This window comes from Achromobacter sp. 18P8.1.1 (genome assembly GCF_057799415.1).
In genome coordinates, this window is the sequence record NZ_JBYOKH010000012.1 from 1 (window position 1) to 15,039 (window position 15,039).

Consider the following 15,039-nt stretch of genomic DNA (forward strand, 5'->3'; position numbering starts at 1 on the left):
GGCGGCCGGGGTGGGGGGGGGGCGGGGGCCCCCAATGCCGCTGCCATCATATCGTCAAACGACCCGCCGAATCAGTCCGGATTCATTGCCGCAAACGTCGCGTCGTACCGCCCGTCACGCTCTGCCCAGCGCCGGGCCCGGTCGCGTTCAACCAGCACTTCACCCCGGGGGTAATCGCCCGTCGACAACCGTTGCATCACCTCGGCCACGTATTCCGCCAACGGCATCGCGCGGGGATCAGAGGCCTGGCTGCCGCCCGTCAGCGCCGTTTGCACATAAGGCGGCGCCAGTTCCAGCACTTGAACCGGCACCTGGCGCAGTTGGTGGCGCAGCGATTGCAGCCACGAATGCAGGAATGCCTTGCTGGCGCAGTAGGCCGGAAAGTCGGCGCGGGGGATGAAGGCCAGGTTGGAGCTGGTTGCCATCAGCACCGCGTCCGCGTTGCGTTTCAAGAACGGCAGGAACGCCGCCGTGACGCGCACGACACCCATGATGTTGGTATCGACAATGGCCTGGGTGGCGGTGGCGTCCCAGCCATCTGCGCGCACGTCTTCTGCCCGCGAAATGCCGGCGTTGGCGATCAGCACGTTCAGGTCGGGAAAGCGTTGTTGAACGTCGGCGACGACTTGGGGCAACGAGGCCGGGTCGTCCAGGTCCAACGCCATGCCGGTCAAGCCCGGCCGGCTGGCGGTGATGTCATCCAGCAAGCGTTGCCGACGTCCGGTGACGATGACGCGGTTGCCCTGGTCGTGAAACGCTTCGGCCAGTGCACGGCCAATGCCGCTTGTGCCGCCGGTGATAAGGATGGTGTTGCCAGTGGTTTTCATGATTCGCGACTCCTGGGATGCAAGAGGCATCCGTCAAGGTGGCGGGCTGGCGACGTCGCCGGGTGCGGTTCGTGGATCAGGATCCCGCGAACGCGCCCCACGGCAAGCGGCCCCGGCATGGCAGAAGCCAAGATGGGGCGAAGCGAAGGAAGTGGGGGAAGTGACGTCATGCCAGCGCGCCTTTGTACCGTCAAGACACTCCCAGCTGGGATCCTCTCGACAAAGGACGCGTTGGATGACGGTAACGCCTACGGCCGCGCATTGCGCGCTGCGAAGCGAATTTAGCGCGGCGGGATTGCCGTCGTCAATACGCTTGCCGCATCGCTATCGACGGATGCGATCAGGCTCTGAAGCCACGCCCGATGCGCGGCGAAGGTTCCCAACTGCGCGTCGGCCGCATGCCGTTCGCGCAGGAATCGGTCCAGGTACCGGAAGCCGACCGCCTGCGCGGCTTGCCGGAGCGTGTCGTCCGGCAGGTCGCGTTCGTACAGGAAATCAAAGCGATGCAGCCAGAACCCTTGCTCGCTGCGGGCGATCACGTCGATATCGCGCGGGCGTTCGATGCTGTAGCGGTTGAACTCCAAACCGTCCTCGTCTTTCAGGACGGCGTAGACCATAGCGTCCTGGTCCCAAAGCGCGATCCAGACCGGGCCGTCGGACGCGCCGGGCCGCGGGTAGGCACGCGTTGGGGGTCCGACGCAGATGCCGCGGAACGCCTCGTGCAGGCACGTGCCGGATGACAACTGCACCAATGGCTCGGACACGCCAAGCCGCCGCAGCGCCGCGATCCGTTCTGCTTCGCTGCGGTCCGCCATCTTGGCCACCGTGCCGCCGCAATGGCGGCACACGCGGGCGTCCCGCAGGATGCGCTGGCCGCATCCCGGGCAATCGATGTGCGTCGCGACAACAGGCTGCCTGGCGCGCGGCGAGCGGTCGTCGATGGTCATCAGGAAAATGCCGGCCACGACCGGGCTGATCAGGCAGGCAAGAATCGTCCAACCGACAGCCTTGCGCCCCCGCCGGGCCGCCAACAGGCCGACCCCCAGGGACAACGCGATCCAAAGGAGGATAAGGGAAATGAGCATGGCGCGATGTTAAACCGATGGCGCACGCGGTTTATTTGCGCGCGGCGATCGAAACCGCGTCCGAAGGCATCGGGCGGGAGTAATCTTCACCCTAGCGTCAACCCTGACGCAACCCGGTCGCTTGCAACCAAAAGGAAGTCCACATGCTCAACTCTTTTTCGAAATTGCGTAAAACTGGCGTGGCCGCGTTGACGCTCGGGGTGGCCAGCGTGTTCCTTGCCGGTTGCACCATGAACGGCCCGCAGGCGTCGCCCACCGCCGCCGAAAAGCGCCAGGAACTGAATGCCGCCACCTCCGCCACCTTGTCCAAGCTGTACGAGGCCGCGCCGCAGTCCAAGCAATTGGTCGCGCAAGCCCGTGGCGTGCTGGTGTTTCCGGCGGTGCTGAGCGCCAGCTTCATCGTTGGCGCGCAGCATGGAACGGGCGCGTTGCGGGTGAACGGCCAGGACACCGGCTACTACAGCATCACGGGCGGCTCGATCGGATTCCAGGCGGGCGCCCAGTCCAAAGCCATGGTGGTGCTCTTCATGACGGATGACGCCCTGGCCAAGTTCCGCGCCAGCAGCGGGTGGACGATCGGGGCCGATGCGACGGTTGCCGTGGCGAACGTGGGCGCAAACGGCAATATCGATTCCAATACCGTCCAGCAACCCATCGTGGGCTTTGTCATGAACAACGGCGGCCTGATGGCCGGCGTGTCGGTAGACGGCAGCAAGATTTCCCCGCTGCTGCTGTAACGCCATCCGTAAAAGACTAGGGGCCCGCCGATTGGCGGGCCCCTGGTCTTTTGCGAGTGCGACTTCAAGCCAGCATCGGCGCCATATCCGGGTCGCCCTGCTTCATGGCGCGACGGTACGCGTCACGGGCGCCGATGCGCTGCAGATAGGCCAGGATATTCGGATACGGCGACAAGTCGAACGGATAGAACAGCCGCATCGTCGTCAACGAAAACACCGCGATGATGTCCGCAGCGGTCAACGCGTTGCCCGCCAGATAATCGTTCGCCCCCAAGCGGGTATCGATCAGGCTCAGCGCCTGCTTGCGCCGGGCATCGGCAAACTGCACAACCGGCTTGTCTGCCGGCACCTCGGCCCGGGCCAGGACCATGCACCGCATCAGGGCGGGCTGCAGCGAGCCGTTGGCGAAATGGAACCAATAAAGATAATCCGCGAAATTCGCATCGGCCGGCGCCGCCGTCAGGCGGCCATTGCCGAACTTGGCCAGCAGGTATTCGACGATGGCGGTGGATTCAGCCAGCACGGTGTCGCCGTCGGTAATGATGGGCGCGGTGCCCAGCGGATGCAGCGCCTTGTATTCGGGCGGCGCCAGGCGGGTGACCGGGTCGCGGTCATAGACCTTCAATTCGTAGGGGATGGCGAGTTCTTCGCACAGCCACACGATGCGTTCGGATTGCGATTTTCCCAGATGATGGACGGTCAGCATGCAAATTCCCCGATTCGGATACGCCAGCGCGTTAACCCCGCCACTCTACCCTGCTTGGCCAGCACCGCGATATCCTTGGACCATTCCCGGCAGACGCCGCTTTCCAGAACAAGGAGACCCCCGTGATCAACGAACAGGACAAGAAGCACCTTGCACGGTGCGTGGCGCTGGCCAGGCAAGCCCTGGAGTCGGGCGACGAACCCTTCGGTTCCATCCTGGTGTCCGCCGACGGCAAGGTGCTGTTTGAAGACCACAACCACGTGGCGGGCGGCGACCACACGCAGCATCCGGAATTCGAGATTGCCCGCTGGGCCGCCAACCATGTGCCGGCATCCGAGCGGGCCAGCTGCGTCGTCTATACCTCGGGCGAACACTGCCCGATGTGTTCGGCCGCGCATGGCTGGGTGGGTCTGGGCCGCATCGTCTACGCCAGTTCGTCCGCACAGTATTCGGCGTGGATGCGCGAATGGGGCGTGCCGGCGTCGCGGGTGCGGCCGCTGGCCATTGGCGAAGTGGTGGACGGCATAGAAGTCGACGGGCCAGTCGCGGAGTTTGCCGAGCAAGTCCGTCTGCTGCATCAGCAGAATGTGCAAAAGCGGACCGGGGCGTAAGACACTCCGTTGGTTAACCGATAGATACATTCCGCCGAAAACCGGCAACGATTTGACGCAATCTGCATGCTAATTTAGGCGCCCGTAACCGCCCTCGCCTGAGGGCGGCATTTTCCCCTCTATTCATGACCATGCACACGACGCCTGATCGCGATACGACTACCGCCCATAAGCCGAAGCGGATTTCCCGGATGATTCCCCTGGCGTTGGGCCTTGCGCTTGCCGTGGCTTCGCCCATTATTGCGGCGCAGAATGCAGGCGCGGTGCGGGCCCACGGCCCCGCCCAGCCTAATGGCGCCGCCACCCAGCAGAACGCCGCCCCCCTTCAGCAGAGCGGCGCTGCCCCCCAACAAAGCGTCGCGCCGGCCCAGCAGAATGGCGCCGCCCTTGCGCCGGTCGCCAAGACCGAAATCAAGAACCAGGCCGCCTACGAACGCCTGCTGAACAACAGCGGTGTCAGCGTGCAATGGCTCTGGTCCGCCGATCGCGGCCACCTGACCGCAAAAGATGAAAACGACGTCGTGCGCATCGATGGCACGCAAGCCAACTTTGAAGGCACCTTGAAAATCAAGGGTGAAATCGTCTCGATCGACAGCGACCGCTTTGTGTTCCGCGGCACCATCCTGATCCTGGACGCGCCGGATAAAGGCCGTCGCTGCGAACGCACCGGGGACTACGAGTTCCGCGCCACTGGCAAACGCAAATACTGGCGCTTGCAGCAGATGGAAAGCTGCGGCCGCCTGACCGACTACGTCGATATCTATTACTAAGCCGCCAGCGCCTCGACCCGGAATCCACGATGCCCCCTACCGCGATCAAATGGCTGGCCAGCATTGCATTTGGCCTGTTGGTCGGCAGAGCCGCCTACGGCATGGTCAATCCGCTCTTGATCCTCGCGTTCGGGCTGAACGGGCCGGCGGCGGGCGCCGACGTGGCTGCCGAAGCCGCCACCGTGGACAAACTGCAATTGGCCGGCGGCATCATCACGTTGCTGCTGACGATCGCGGTCGCGGCGGCGCTGGTCCGCGTTCCCAATATGCGCCGCCTGATCGGCTGGGGCTGCGCGCTGTTGGGGATCTCGTTGTTGCTCACGGTCCCCATGAGCCTGCTGACGATGGACTTCCCGGCGCATGATGCGGCAACCGTGGGCGCACGCGCCGCCAATGACGCAAACACGGCGCTCTTCTTCTGGGCGCTTATCTTTGGTTTGCCGTATGTCGGCGGCGGATTGGCGCTGACCATCGCCGGCGTCATCCTGATCCGTAAAAATCCGGGCCTGGCCGAGCCCAGCCCCGCGCGGCCCTAAGCGCCCCCTTACACCACGGGCAGCTTCAACACCTGTTCCGTCGTCAAGACATCCCCGAACGTGTCATCAATGCTGGCCAAGGCGGCGCGGTGCAGGCTGTCGTGCCCGACGACGCTGCCGTCGGCCCGGTCCAGGTCGCGCGTGGCGCAGGCATCTTCGGCCACGATGACGCCGTAACCCAGCGGCACGGCGTCGCGCGCGGCGCCGGCCACGCAAGCGTGCGTCATCAGGCCGGTGATCACCAGCGTCTTCACACCGGCGGCCTTCAACTGCTGATCCAGGTCGGTCGTGGGAAATACGCTGACCGAGGATTTGCGCACGACGTGGTGCTTGGCGCCCGGCTGCAGCTCGGCATGGAACTCGCCGGTGGGGCTTTGGTCGGCGAAGACCGGGCTGCCCGCAGGCGTGACGTGCTGGACGTGGTAAACGGGAATGCCCGCCTTGTCGGCGTGCGCGATCAGGCGTTGCGCATTGCCCAGGGCCGACTTGCCGGCGGGAATGGGCAGCTTGCCGCTGAAATATTCGTTCTGAAAATCGATCACCAGCAAAGCGGTACTGGACGCGTCGATCGAGGCCGGGGCGGCGGCGCCGGCCAGCGTGCGGATGGTGGGATGGTTCACGGCTTGCCTCTTGGAGTGAAGTGGAAGAAGCCCCAGTGTCCCGCTAACGCCAGGTTGGCGATAGTGGCCCGATGGACAACAATTGCTAGAATCGGGCCAAAGCCATCCTGCCCCTGCACCAGCCCTGCGCCAGCCCCCCCACACCCGCCATGCATACCGTCGCCGTCATCGCCTTTGAAGGCATCAGCCCGTTCCATCTGTCCGTCCCCTGCATGGTGTTCGGCGACGATCTGGCCCGCTTGGGCGTGCCGCGGTATCAGCTGCTGATCTGCGGCGAACGAACCGGGCTGATCCCCACCATGTCCGGGTTCAAGATCGAGGTCGAACACGACCTGTCGGCGCTGGCCCAGGCCGACACCATCATCATGCCCGCGTGGCGCGACCCCGAGGAATCCGCGCCCCCCGCGCTGCTGGACGCATTGCGGGCCGGCCACGCCCGCGGCGCCCGCATCGCCGGGCTATGCCTGGGCACCTTCGTGCTGGCCGAAGCGGGTTTGCTGGACGGGCGCACGGCGGCCACGCACTGGGTATGGGGCGACGATTTCGAGCGCCGGCATCCGAAAGTCCGCCTGGACCGGAAATCCCTGTACATCGATGACGGCGATATCCTGACGTCCGCGGGCACGGCCGCCGCCATCGATTGCTGCCTGCACTTGCTGCGCCGCGATCACGGCGCCGAGATCGCCAACCGCGTCGCCCGCCGCATGGTCGTCGCCCCCCACCGGCATGGCGGCCAGGCCCAATACATCGAGCAGCCGCTACCCGAACGCAAGGGCTCGGACATGCTCAGCGCCACGTTGGACTGGGCCATCGAAAACCTGCAGCAGCCCCTGACGCTGGACCTGCTGGCCGATAAAGCCGGCATGAGCCGCCGCAACTTCACGCGGCGTTTCAAGGCGAAGACGGGCGCCACGGTGTCCGGCTGGGTGTTGAACCACCGCCTGGCCGCCGCGCAGCGCCTGCTTGAGACCAGCGGACAGGCAGTGGACCAGATCGCTGAAAACGTCGGTTTCGGGTCGTCGGTGTCGTTTCGGCAGCACTTCACGCACGCGTTCGCGATTTCGCCTTCCGCCTACCGCAAGCAGTTCCGGGCAAACGTCGCGTAGGCCTAGCCGGATATCGCTTGCCAGCAATGGCGTGCCGGCCCGGGCCCCCACGACGTCTAGCGGTTCGCCACCAGCCAATCCCGCGGCGAGGCCCCCATCCGTTGCCGGAAGGCTTTGGATAAGGACGACGCGCTGGCAAAGCCCAGCTCGTCCGCGACCAGTTTGACGGGGCGGCCTGACCGCATCATCGATGCCGCCAGGCTCAAGCGCCAGTCGGTCAGGTAGGCGGCCGGCGTCGTGCCCGTGGCCTCCTTGAAGGCGGCAGCAAAAGCGCTGCGCGACATGCCGGCGATGGCCGCCATTTTCTCCAGCGGCCAATCGTCGCGCGGCGCCTGGTGCAGGGCCACCAGCGCCCGGGCCAGCTTCGGATCCGCCAGCCCCATCACCAGCCCACTGCTGACTCCGGCCTGTGCGGGGTGATCCAGTATCCACCGCAGCAATTGGATCAGCACCACTTCAAACAGCCGATCCGCCAAAAGGCGCGAACCGCAACGTACGTTGTCGGCCTCGGCAAACAGCAGATCCAAGGCGGGCCGCAGCCCTTCGACGGCGTTCAACGGCACCCGCAGCACCGGCGGCAAAGACTGCACAAGGGGATTGCGCTCGCCGCCATCGAAATCCAGCGCCGCGCAGGTGAAGTCCGACCCGGCGACGGGCGGATTGATGAACTCATGGTGCATGGCGCGGGGATAGAACAGCAGCGTCGGTTCGGTCAGCGTCATGCGTTGCGGGCCGGCCGCGCCAGGCAGGTGCCGGATTTCCATTTCGCCCTGGCGCAGCACATGTAGAAAGCCCCTGCCCGGCTGCGCCTCGAAGGTCTGGATACCGCAGAGCGCCCCCGTGTGGAACAAGCTGGCGCGCACGCGGAAGCGGTCCAGCAGGGCCGACAGACGATCAACGGGGGAAAGCATCGGGGTATTCATGGCTTGGACTATAGGACATGTTTTATGGACATAACAGACCCATACATCCAGGAATTGTACGTACGATTCCCTTAACCCGCCACTACCCGGCGGCGTCCCCTACCCCAGACAGGAGTTATAACCATGACCCGCGTATCCCTCATCGATTCCAGCAACACCACCGCTGACCGCGCTGCGCTGCTGACCCAGATCCACGGCGCCTTTGGCGCAACGCCCAACATGTTCAAGGCCGTGGCCAATTCGCCCGCCGCGCTGCAAAGCATGTGGGGCGCGTTCGGCGCCTTGGGCAGCGGCGTCATCCCGGCCAAGCTGGGCGAACAGATTGCCGTGGCGGTGGCCGACAGCAATGCCTGCGAATATTGCCTGGCCGCCCACACGGCGCTGGGCCGCAAGGCCGGCGCCAGCGCGGAAGAGATGTCGGCAGCCCAGGCCGGCCAAGCGACGGACCCCAAGACGGCCGCCGCCTTGCGCTTTGCGTTGCAGTTGGTGGAAGCACGCGGCCAGGTCAGCCAGGCGGACGTGCAAGCCGTGCGCGCCGCGGGCTTCAACGACGAAGCCATCGTCGAAATCCTGGCGCATGTGGCGCTGAACCTGTTCACGAACTATGTGAACGTGGCGTTTGCGGTGCCGGTGGACTTTCCCGGCGTGAAGCTGCGCCGCGCGGCGTAAGCGCATGGCGGGACGCGGGCGTGGTCCGCCGGCTTGCCGTACCAGGATCACGCGCCGCGCAGTTCCCGCACTCCGCGTCCCAAGCGGCGGCGCAGCAACGTGCGCAACGTTGCGCCGTCGCCGTAGCCGACTTCGGCCGCGATTGCCTCGATGTTCAGCTTGCTGGTGCGCAACAGGTGAACGGCGCGCTCCACGCGCAGGTCCTGGAAATACGACAAGGGCGATTTGCCCAGCACGGCTTCGATCCGGCGCTGCAGCGTGCGTGTGCTGGTCGCCAATGCCGCGGCGGCGGCATCCAGCGAAAAGCCTTCGGCCAGGCGCCCTCTTGCCCAATGTTCAAAACGTTCGACCAACGGGTCCGCGCGTGCCAGATGGTCGGGAATCATGTACGGCGCTTGCGATGGCCGGGCGTCCACCAACAGATAGCGGACGACCACGGACGCCAGGGCCGGGCTGGCCTGGTTCAGCAGCCACAGCGCCAGGTCCAGGTGCCCCATGGCGGCGCCCGCCGTGGTGAATTCACCCGAGGGCACCATCATGCGCGTGCTGTCCAGCCGCACGTCGGGATAGCGCTGGCGAAACAGCGGCGCCAGCCACCAGGAGGTGGTGGCCTCGTGGCCATTCAACAATCCCGATTCCGCCAGCACGAACGTGCCGATGCATGCGGCCGCGATTTTCACGCCACTGGCGTGGCTATCGCGCAGCAACGCCATGGCATCCGCCACGTCGGGGCGGGCCAGCGCCGGCAGCAGCTGTGCCGGCATTTTGGTGGCAATGGCCGGCATGACCAGCCAGTCGGGCTTGCCCAGGTCGGCAACAGCCTGCACGGGAACGCGCATGCCCAACCCCGTGCGCACATCGGGGCGTACGCCCACCACCTTGATGTCGAAAGGCTGCCCTTCGGCGGGCCGCTCCAACGCAGCCAGCTCGTTGGCGGTGGTGAATGCGTCAAGAATCGCCGACAGGCCGGTGTCGAAACAGCCCTCCAGGGCCAGAACGGAAATTTTCATGGCGGGAATGACTCTAAAAATGTCATTTACGACAATAGAGCCGATGTCGATTCCTGTCTACAGTAGGGCCCGTGACGCATCTGGCGCCAACTACCGGAATCCGCATGAATACCTCCCCCTCCCATCCGCTCGACAACCCCGTGTGGAACGCCCTGGCCGTGGCGCACGCCCATCTGCGTCAAGGCGATGGCCTGGCCTGCCGCTACCTGTCCGACGTCGCACCGTTCGCAGCCCTGGCGTCTGACGCCGCGCCGGCCTGGCAGGCGCTGGCGCAGCTTTTGCCGGCCGGCGAACAGGTCGCCATCCTGGCCGCGGGGCCGATCACGCCAGACGCCCGGTTTCGTACGCAGCCGATTGGCGTGCTGCACCAAATGACGGCGACGGCCGCTGCTTCCGCCGCCGACGATGCCCCCGACATCGCCCTCCTGGGCAGCGACGATGCGGCAGACATGCTGGAACTGACCCAAGCGACCAAACCCGGCCCGTTCTGCAAGCGCACCCACGAAATGGGGCGCTACATCGGCATTCGGAATCAAGGACGCCTGATCGCAATGGCGGGCGAACGGATGCGCCCGGAAGGACATGTCGAGATCAGCGCGGTCTGCGTGGATCCGGCCTGGCGCGGCAAGGGCATCGCCGCCCGGCTCATCAAACGGTTGCAAGCCAGCATCCAAGAGCGCGGCGACACGCCGTTCCTGCATGTGCTGGGCAGCAACCAGAATGCCATCGCCTTGTACGAACGCCTGGGATTCACCCTGCGGCGAACGTTCTTCCTGACGCTGATCGGACAGGCCGAGCGCAACGTCTAGCCGGCAACTGCCCCCCAAGCCTGACTGCGGCCTCGCCAGCGCTTATGCCTGGCTGCGCGAGGCGTCCCAGATCGCCATCAGCTGCGTGATCGCGGCGTCGAAGGTGGGATAGCGGACGCCGTCGCGCGCCAGCGTGGACACCCCCACCAGGAACCCGTCAAACACGCACGCCAGGGAACGGGCGTCCGTCGTGGCGGACAATTCGCCACTGGCGATGCCGCGTTCCACGCAATGGACAAAGCCCGCACGGGTGCGTTGGCGTGAGGCCGTCAGGGGTTTGGTCACGTCCGCGTGCTCGGGCGTCGGTGCGCTCATGACGCCCAGCGCCACCATGCAGCCCTTGGGATGCCCCCGCTCGCACTGCATCTTCGACGATTGGCGCAACGCCAGTTCGACCGCATTGCGGGCGGGCATGGCGTCGTCCCACAGGCATTCCGTGACCAGCGCATAGGTTTCCAGATAGCGCTGCACGGTCTCTTGGAACAAGGCCTCTTTCGATCCGAAGGCTGCGTAGAAGCTTGGCGCGGAAATGCCGCCGCCAATGCCGGCTTTCAGTTGGCTCAACGACGTGGATTCGTAGCCCTGCTCCCAGAATAGATGCAACGCCTGGTCGATCGCCTGGTGACGATCAAACGCGCGCGGCCGGCCCATCTGCGCCATATCAGACTCCTTTGGTCACGACATCCATACTACTCGATACAAAAGTCGTTGACAACGCGCTGGCTCGCACCCTACATTTGTACCGATCGATATATAAATGCTGAGGCATTGCCGACGGTCAGCCGTCCACCCGTCTGCCCGATCGGTCCCGATTCATCTTCAAAAGGATTTTTGTGTGAGCCACTTTTCCACTCAGGCCGGACAGCCCGCCTCCGACCGCCTGCCCGTCTCTGCCCTGCTGGCCCTGGCAATGACCGGCTTTATCTGTATCGTCACCGAGACCTTGCCCGCCGGACTGCTGCCGCAGATCAGCGACGGGCTGGATGTCAGCGCGTCGCTGGCCGGCCAGATGGTCACCGCCTATGCGCTGGGTTCGCTACTGGCGGCCATTCCGCTGACGATCGCCACCCGCGGCTGGCGGCGCCGCAACGTCCTGCTGCTGACCATCGTCGGCTTCCTGGTCTTCAATTCGGCCACGGCCTTGTCATCCCATTACGGGGTGACCCTGGTGGCGCGATTCTTTGCCGGCGTGGCGGCCGGGCTGGCCTGGAGCCTGCTGGCCGGTTATGCGCGGCGCATGGTCGCCCCTTACCAGCAAGGCCAGGCGATGGCGCTTGCCATGGTGGGCACGCCCATCGCCTTGTCCCTGGGCGTGCCGCTGGGCACCTTGCTGGGATCCGCAGTGGGTTGGCGTGCGGCGTTCTGGATCATGTCCGGATTGACGCTGGTGCTGATCGCGTGGGTGCTGGCCAAGGTGCCCGACTACCCCGGCCAGTCCGCCCATGAGCGGATGCCGCTGCGCCGCGTCTTCACGACGCCTGGCGTGCGGCGCGTGCTGGCCGTCGTCATCGCGTGGATGCTGGCCCACAACATCCTCTACACCTACATCGCGCCCTTTGTCGCGCCTGCCGGACTGGGCGCGCGGGTGGACCTGGTGCTGTTCATATTTGGGGCGTCCGCGCTTGTCGGCATCTGGATCACGGGCAAGCTGGTCGACCGCCACTTGCGCTCGACGGTGCTGGCCAGCCTGGCCGCATTTGGCGCCACCGCGCTTGCGTTTGGCCTGGTGCCGGGAAACCCGGCCGTGATCTACGTGGGAATCGCGGTGTGGGGAATCAGCTTTGGCGGCGCGGCCACGCTGCTGCAGACGGCGCTGGCCGACGCGGCCGGACGCGGCGCCGACGTGGCGCTGTCCATGAATGTCGTCGCCTGGAATGGGGCGATTGCCGGCGCGGGCGTGGTGGGCGGCATGCTGCTTGACGTGTGGGGCGCAGGCGCTTTCCCGTGGGCCCTGGTAATCCTGGCGGGTATTGCGTTCATGATTGCGTCGTCGGGCCACGCTTACGCGTTCCGGCCCGGGCTGCGCAGTTCGGGTGCGGTCGTTGTCGGACATTGACCGAGGTCGGCCCGGGCAGGCATTAAATTGCAGATTGAAACGTTTTGTCGCCCGGGGGCCGGCCCCCGCCCGGGCGACGCCAGTACAATTCCCCGCGCTCTCCTCTCTTTTTTCACTCCGGCCGCCTTTCTTCCCATGTCCAACCTCATCGTCCACGGTGGCACGCCCCTGCGCGGCCGCGTCATTCCTTCGGCCAACAAAAACGCCGTACTTCCCATTCTGTGCGCCACTCTGTTGACGGATCAGCCGTTGAAGCTGCATGGGGTCCCGGACATCACGGACGTGCGCAAGATCCTGGACATCTTCCGCACGCTGGGCAGCGAAGTCCGGCTGGATGAGACCACCCGCACGCTGGATCTGCACCACAAACACACTCAGTTCGACGCCACCGCCCACCGCCTGCCGGAAGAAATGCGGTCATCCATCATGCTGGTGCCGCCGCTCCTGGCCCGCTTTGGCGTGGCGCGGCTGGAAGACAACGTGAAGGGCTGCACGCTGGGGGTGCGCGAGATCGACCCGCACGTGGAGATCTTCCGTTCGTTTGGCGGCGAGGTCGAGCGCGCAAGCGGCTCCTTGCTGGTGCGCAGCAGCGGCGCGCTCAAGCCCACCCATCATTGGCTGGACTACGCGTCGGTCACCACGACCGAGAACTTCGTGCTGTGCGCGGCGGCCGCCGAAGGCGAATCGTCGCTGACCAACGCCGCTTCCGAACCGCACGTGCAGGAATTCTGCCGTTTCATGACGATGATGGGCGCCGATATCGACGGTATCGGCACGTCTCGCCTGACGGTGCGCGGCGGCACGCGCTTGGGTGGCGGCGAGTTCACGTTTGAAGAAGACTTCCACGAAATCACCACGTTCCTGGCGCTGGGCGCAATCACGGGCGGCGACGTCGTAGTGCGCAACCGCACGCCGGGCAATTTCCCTCTGATCGACCGCACGTTCGCCAAGTTCGGCGTGCAGATCGAACACAAGGACGGCTGGTCGCGCGCACTGCGTTCGGGCCCACTGAAGGTGCAGACGCCTTTCACCAGCAACGTGCTGACCAAGGTGGAAGCGGCGCCGTGGCCGTACTTTCCGGTGGACCTGCTGCCGATCTTCATCGCGCTGGGCGTGTGCGCCGAGGGCAACGCGATGTTCTGGAACAAGGTCTACGACGGCGCGCTGGGCTGGACGGGCGAATTGTCGAAGTTCGGCGCGCACGTGTTTTCGTCGGACCCGCACCGGGTGGTGACCTTCGGCGGCAATCCGCTGACGCCGGCCGTGGTCGAAAGCCCCTACATCATTCGCGTCGCGATCGCCCTGTTCATGGTGGCCAGCAGCATCAAGGGCCGCTCTGAAATCCGCAACGCCACGCCGATCCGCCGCGCCCACCCCCAGTTCGTGGAAAACCTGCGCAGCCTGGGCGTGCAGGTGGAATGGACCAGCGAAGAGTAAAACGGCGGCGCATCCCCGCTCTTTTTCGACCATCACATAAAAAGCACCAATTCCAGTGATGTTCAGGCTCCCCCCGGAAGAATAGTCTGCAGCAGGTCAGACCACGCCCCGACCCAGCAGGGGCATTCCGGGAGGCGGCATGCAGAATCTGTCCCATTCGAACGGCGTCAAGCACCTGGACATCGGCGTTCGCGCGATCCAGCGAGACTACGACGCGCTGATACGGCATCTGAAAGCAAACGATGTGGTTGCTGCGCAGACGACGATCCGCGCGCTCAAGCACAACATCGACTCCATGAAATCGCTGAGCGGCTTTGCAAAAGAAGCCGCCCTGGCGACTCAGGGAGCGATCGTGTACATGATCAAGGGGCTGATCGATCTGATGACGGAGACCGAATCCAACATCCGATCGTTGACGGCGCAACAGAACGACGTTCTAGCCAATCAAAACACCTTGAAGAAGGCCCTCGAAGACAAGCAAAAGGCGCTTGATCTCGTAGCGGCGAAAATAAAAAAGGCCAGGGACGACCTCGCCGAGAAAGAACGCGAGAAGGCGGCCCAGCGCAGCTCCAACATTCCAATCTGGAAATGGCTAAAACGGGCCTTCTATGCCGCATTGGACGCAATCAATACCGCCATCGAAGCAATCAAGAAAGCCCTGAATCTGGCCCACGATCAGCAGAAAACGCTTGAACGGGAGCTGGCGGACCTGGCTCGGGACCGAGCGAAACTGCAAGCCGCCATGGCGAATCTCAAGGCCCGGAATCAAGCGCTGCAGGCCGAACTGGATCAGTTGAAGCCGGTCAAGCGTTCACTTGTCGACCTCAAGAAATACATGGAAACCCAACTCGTGTTTTTCAACGACGTTGCGAACTTCTACGTCCTGGCCGCCAACCGTTGCGACAGCGTCAGCTACGACATTGCCGACATCAGCGAGATCATTTTGCTGCTTGGCGACAGCAATCCCGTCATCGACTACTTCGAAGACACCCGCATCGAGAGATTGTCTCTACTGGATGCCGTGATCCGATTCGACCAGATGGTCGTATCCGCATACCAGGCACTTGAGGCCCACCCGGCCTGATCGCCTTTCCCGCACGTTTACCTCCCACGCAATGCCGCCGACTCGCGCCGCAG

At 64.8% G+C, this 15,039-nt stretch carries 17 protein-coding genes; 10 read left to right on the plus strand and 7 right to left on the minus strand.

Going from position 1 to position 15,039, the window contains the following annotated elements:
* Nucleotides 1-71: 71 nt before the first annotated feature.
* Both AC27VE_RS10120 and AC27VE_RS10125 read right to left on the minus strand, forming a co-directional pair.
* On the minus strand, nucleotides 72-827 hold the full coding sequence (locus AC27VE_RS10120; protein WP_424625494.1) for an SDR family oxidoreductase: 756 nt from the start codon (nucleotides 825-827) through the stop codon (nucleotides 72-74).
* 281 nt (nucleotides 828-1,108) lie between these two features.
* Nucleotides 1,109-1,912: a hypothetical protein gene (locus tag AC27VE_RS10125; RefSeq protein ID WP_488703756.1), complete on the minus strand. Its 804-nt coding sequence runs from the start codon at nucleotides 1,910-1,912 to the stop codon at nucleotides 1,109-1,111.
* A 143-nt stretch (nucleotides 1,913-2,055) separates the two neighbouring features.
* Between AC27VE_RS10125 and AC27VE_RS10130 the strand changes: the two genes are divergently transcribed.
* On the plus strand, nucleotides 2,056-2,649 hold the full coding sequence (locus AC27VE_RS10130; RefSeq protein WP_488703757.1) for a BPSL1445 family SYLF domain-containing lipoprotein: 594 nt from the start codon (nucleotides 2,056-2,058) through the stop codon (nucleotides 2,647-2,649).
* A gap of 64 nt (nucleotides 2,650-2,713) precedes the next feature.
* Here AC27VE_RS10130 and AC27VE_RS10135 read toward each other — a convergent pair whose 3' ends face one another.
* The gene (locus AC27VE_RS10135) at nucleotides 2,714-3,355 is read right to left on the minus strand and encodes a glutathione S-transferase family protein (RefSeq protein ID WP_006225197.1); all 642 of its coding nucleotides are present in this window, start codon (nucleotides 3,353-3,355) and stop codon (nucleotides 2,714-2,716) included.
* A 122-nt stretch (nucleotides 3,356-3,477) separates the two neighbouring features.
* On the opposite strand from AC27VE_RS10135, the gene AC27VE_RS10140 reads away from it, so the two are divergent.
* The 3 genes from AC27VE_RS10140 (at nucleotide 3,478) to AC27VE_RS10150 (ending at nucleotide 5,272) form a co-directional block, all read left to right on the plus strand.
* A complete protein-coding gene (locus tag AC27VE_RS10140; RefSeq protein WP_006225198.1) occupies nucleotides 3,478-3,966 on the plus strand; it encodes a nucleoside deaminase in 489 nt (162 codons plus the stop codon).
* A 191-nt stretch (nucleotides 3,967-4,157) separates the two neighbouring features.
* Entirely contained in the window at nucleotides 4,158-4,736 is a 579-nt protein-coding gene (locus AC27VE_RS10145) for a hypothetical protein (RefSeq protein WP_488703758.1), read from the plus strand.
* A 29-nt stretch (nucleotides 4,737-4,765) separates the two neighbouring features.
* Entirely contained in the window at nucleotides 4,766-5,272 is a 507-nt protein-coding gene (locus AC27VE_RS10150; protein ID WP_280028164.1) for a hypothetical protein, read from the plus strand.
* Nucleotides 5,273-5,280: 8 nt separating this feature from the next.
* Here the strand turns inward: AC27VE_RS10150 and AC27VE_RS10155 are convergent, their stop codons facing one another.
* A complete protein-coding gene (locus AC27VE_RS10155; RefSeq protein WP_488703759.1) occupies nucleotides 5,281-5,892 on the minus strand; it encodes a cysteine hydrolase family protein in 612 nt (203 codons plus the stop codon).
* 149 nt (nucleotides 5,893-6,041) lie between these two features.
* Between AC27VE_RS10155 and AC27VE_RS10160 the strand changes: the two genes are divergently transcribed.
* Nucleotides 6,042-6,998: a GlxA family transcriptional regulator gene (locus tag AC27VE_RS10160; protein ID WP_006225202.1), complete on the plus strand. Its 957-nt coding sequence runs from the start codon at nucleotides 6,042-6,044 to the stop codon at nucleotides 6,996-6,998.
* Between the two features lie 56 nt (nucleotides 6,999-7,054).
* Here AC27VE_RS10160 and AC27VE_RS10165 read toward each other — a convergent pair whose 3' ends face one another.
* On the minus strand, nucleotides 7,055-7,909 hold the full coding sequence (locus AC27VE_RS10165; RefSeq protein WP_488703760.1) for an AraC family transcriptional regulator: 855 nt from the start codon (nucleotides 7,907-7,909) through the stop codon (nucleotides 7,055-7,057).
* 135 nt (nucleotides 7,910-8,044) lie between these two features.
* Between AC27VE_RS10165 and AC27VE_RS10170 the strand changes: the two genes are divergently transcribed.
* Entirely contained in the window at nucleotides 8,045-8,590 is a 546-nt protein-coding gene (locus AC27VE_RS10170; RefSeq protein ID WP_488703761.1) for a carboxymuconolactone decarboxylase family protein, read from the plus strand.
* A 47-nt stretch (nucleotides 8,591-8,637) separates the two neighbouring features.
* Here AC27VE_RS10170 and AC27VE_RS10175 read toward each other — a convergent pair whose 3' ends face one another.
* Nucleotides 8,638-9,600, minus strand: coding sequence for a GlxA family transcriptional regulator (locus AC27VE_RS10175; protein WP_488703762.1), 963 nt, complete (start codon nucleotides 9,598-9,600; stop codon nucleotides 8,638-8,640).
* 104 nt (nucleotides 9,601-9,704) lie between these two features.
* Here AC27VE_RS10175 and AC27VE_RS10180 point away from each other — a divergent pair, with 104 nt between their 5' ends.
* Entirely contained in the window at nucleotides 9,705-10,409 is a 705-nt protein-coding gene (locus AC27VE_RS10180) for a GNAT family N-acetyltransferase (RefSeq protein ID WP_488703763.1), read from the plus strand.
* A 42-nt stretch (nucleotides 10,410-10,451) separates the two neighbouring features.
* On the opposite strand, the gene AC27VE_RS10185 is transcribed toward AC27VE_RS10180, so the two are convergent.
* Nucleotides 10,452-11,069: a TetR/AcrR family transcriptional regulator gene (locus AC27VE_RS10185; RefSeq protein ID WP_488703764.1), complete on the minus strand. Its 618-nt coding sequence runs from the start codon at nucleotides 11,067-11,069 to the stop codon at nucleotides 10,452-10,454.
* A gap of 250 nt (nucleotides 11,070-11,319) precedes the next feature.
* Here AC27VE_RS10185 and AC27VE_RS10190 point away from each other — a divergent pair, with 250 nt between their 5' ends.
* The 3 genes from AC27VE_RS10190 (at nucleotide 11,320) to AC27VE_RS10200 (ending at nucleotide 14,986) form a co-directional block, all read left to right on the plus strand.
* A complete protein-coding gene (locus tag AC27VE_RS10190) occupies nucleotides 11,320-12,465 on the plus strand; it encodes an MFS transporter (protein ID WP_488703818.1) in 1,146 nt (381 codons plus the stop codon).
* A 135-nt stretch (nucleotides 12,466-12,600) separates the two neighbouring features.
* A complete protein-coding gene (locus AC27VE_RS10195; RefSeq protein WP_427961375.1) occupies nucleotides 12,601-13,902 on the plus strand; it encodes a UDP-N-acetylglucosamine 1-carboxyvinyltransferase in 1,302 nt (433 codons plus the stop codon).
* Nucleotides 13,903-14,041: 139 nt separating this feature from the next.
* Nucleotides 14,042-14,986 carry a hypothetical protein gene (locus tag AC27VE_RS10200; protein ID WP_488703765.1) on the plus strand — a complete coding sequence of 315 codons (945 nt, stop codon included), beginning with the start codon at nucleotides 14,042-14,044 and terminating at the stop codon, nucleotides 14,984-14,986.
* The last annotated feature ends 53 nt before the right edge of the window (nucleotides 14,987-15,039 follow it).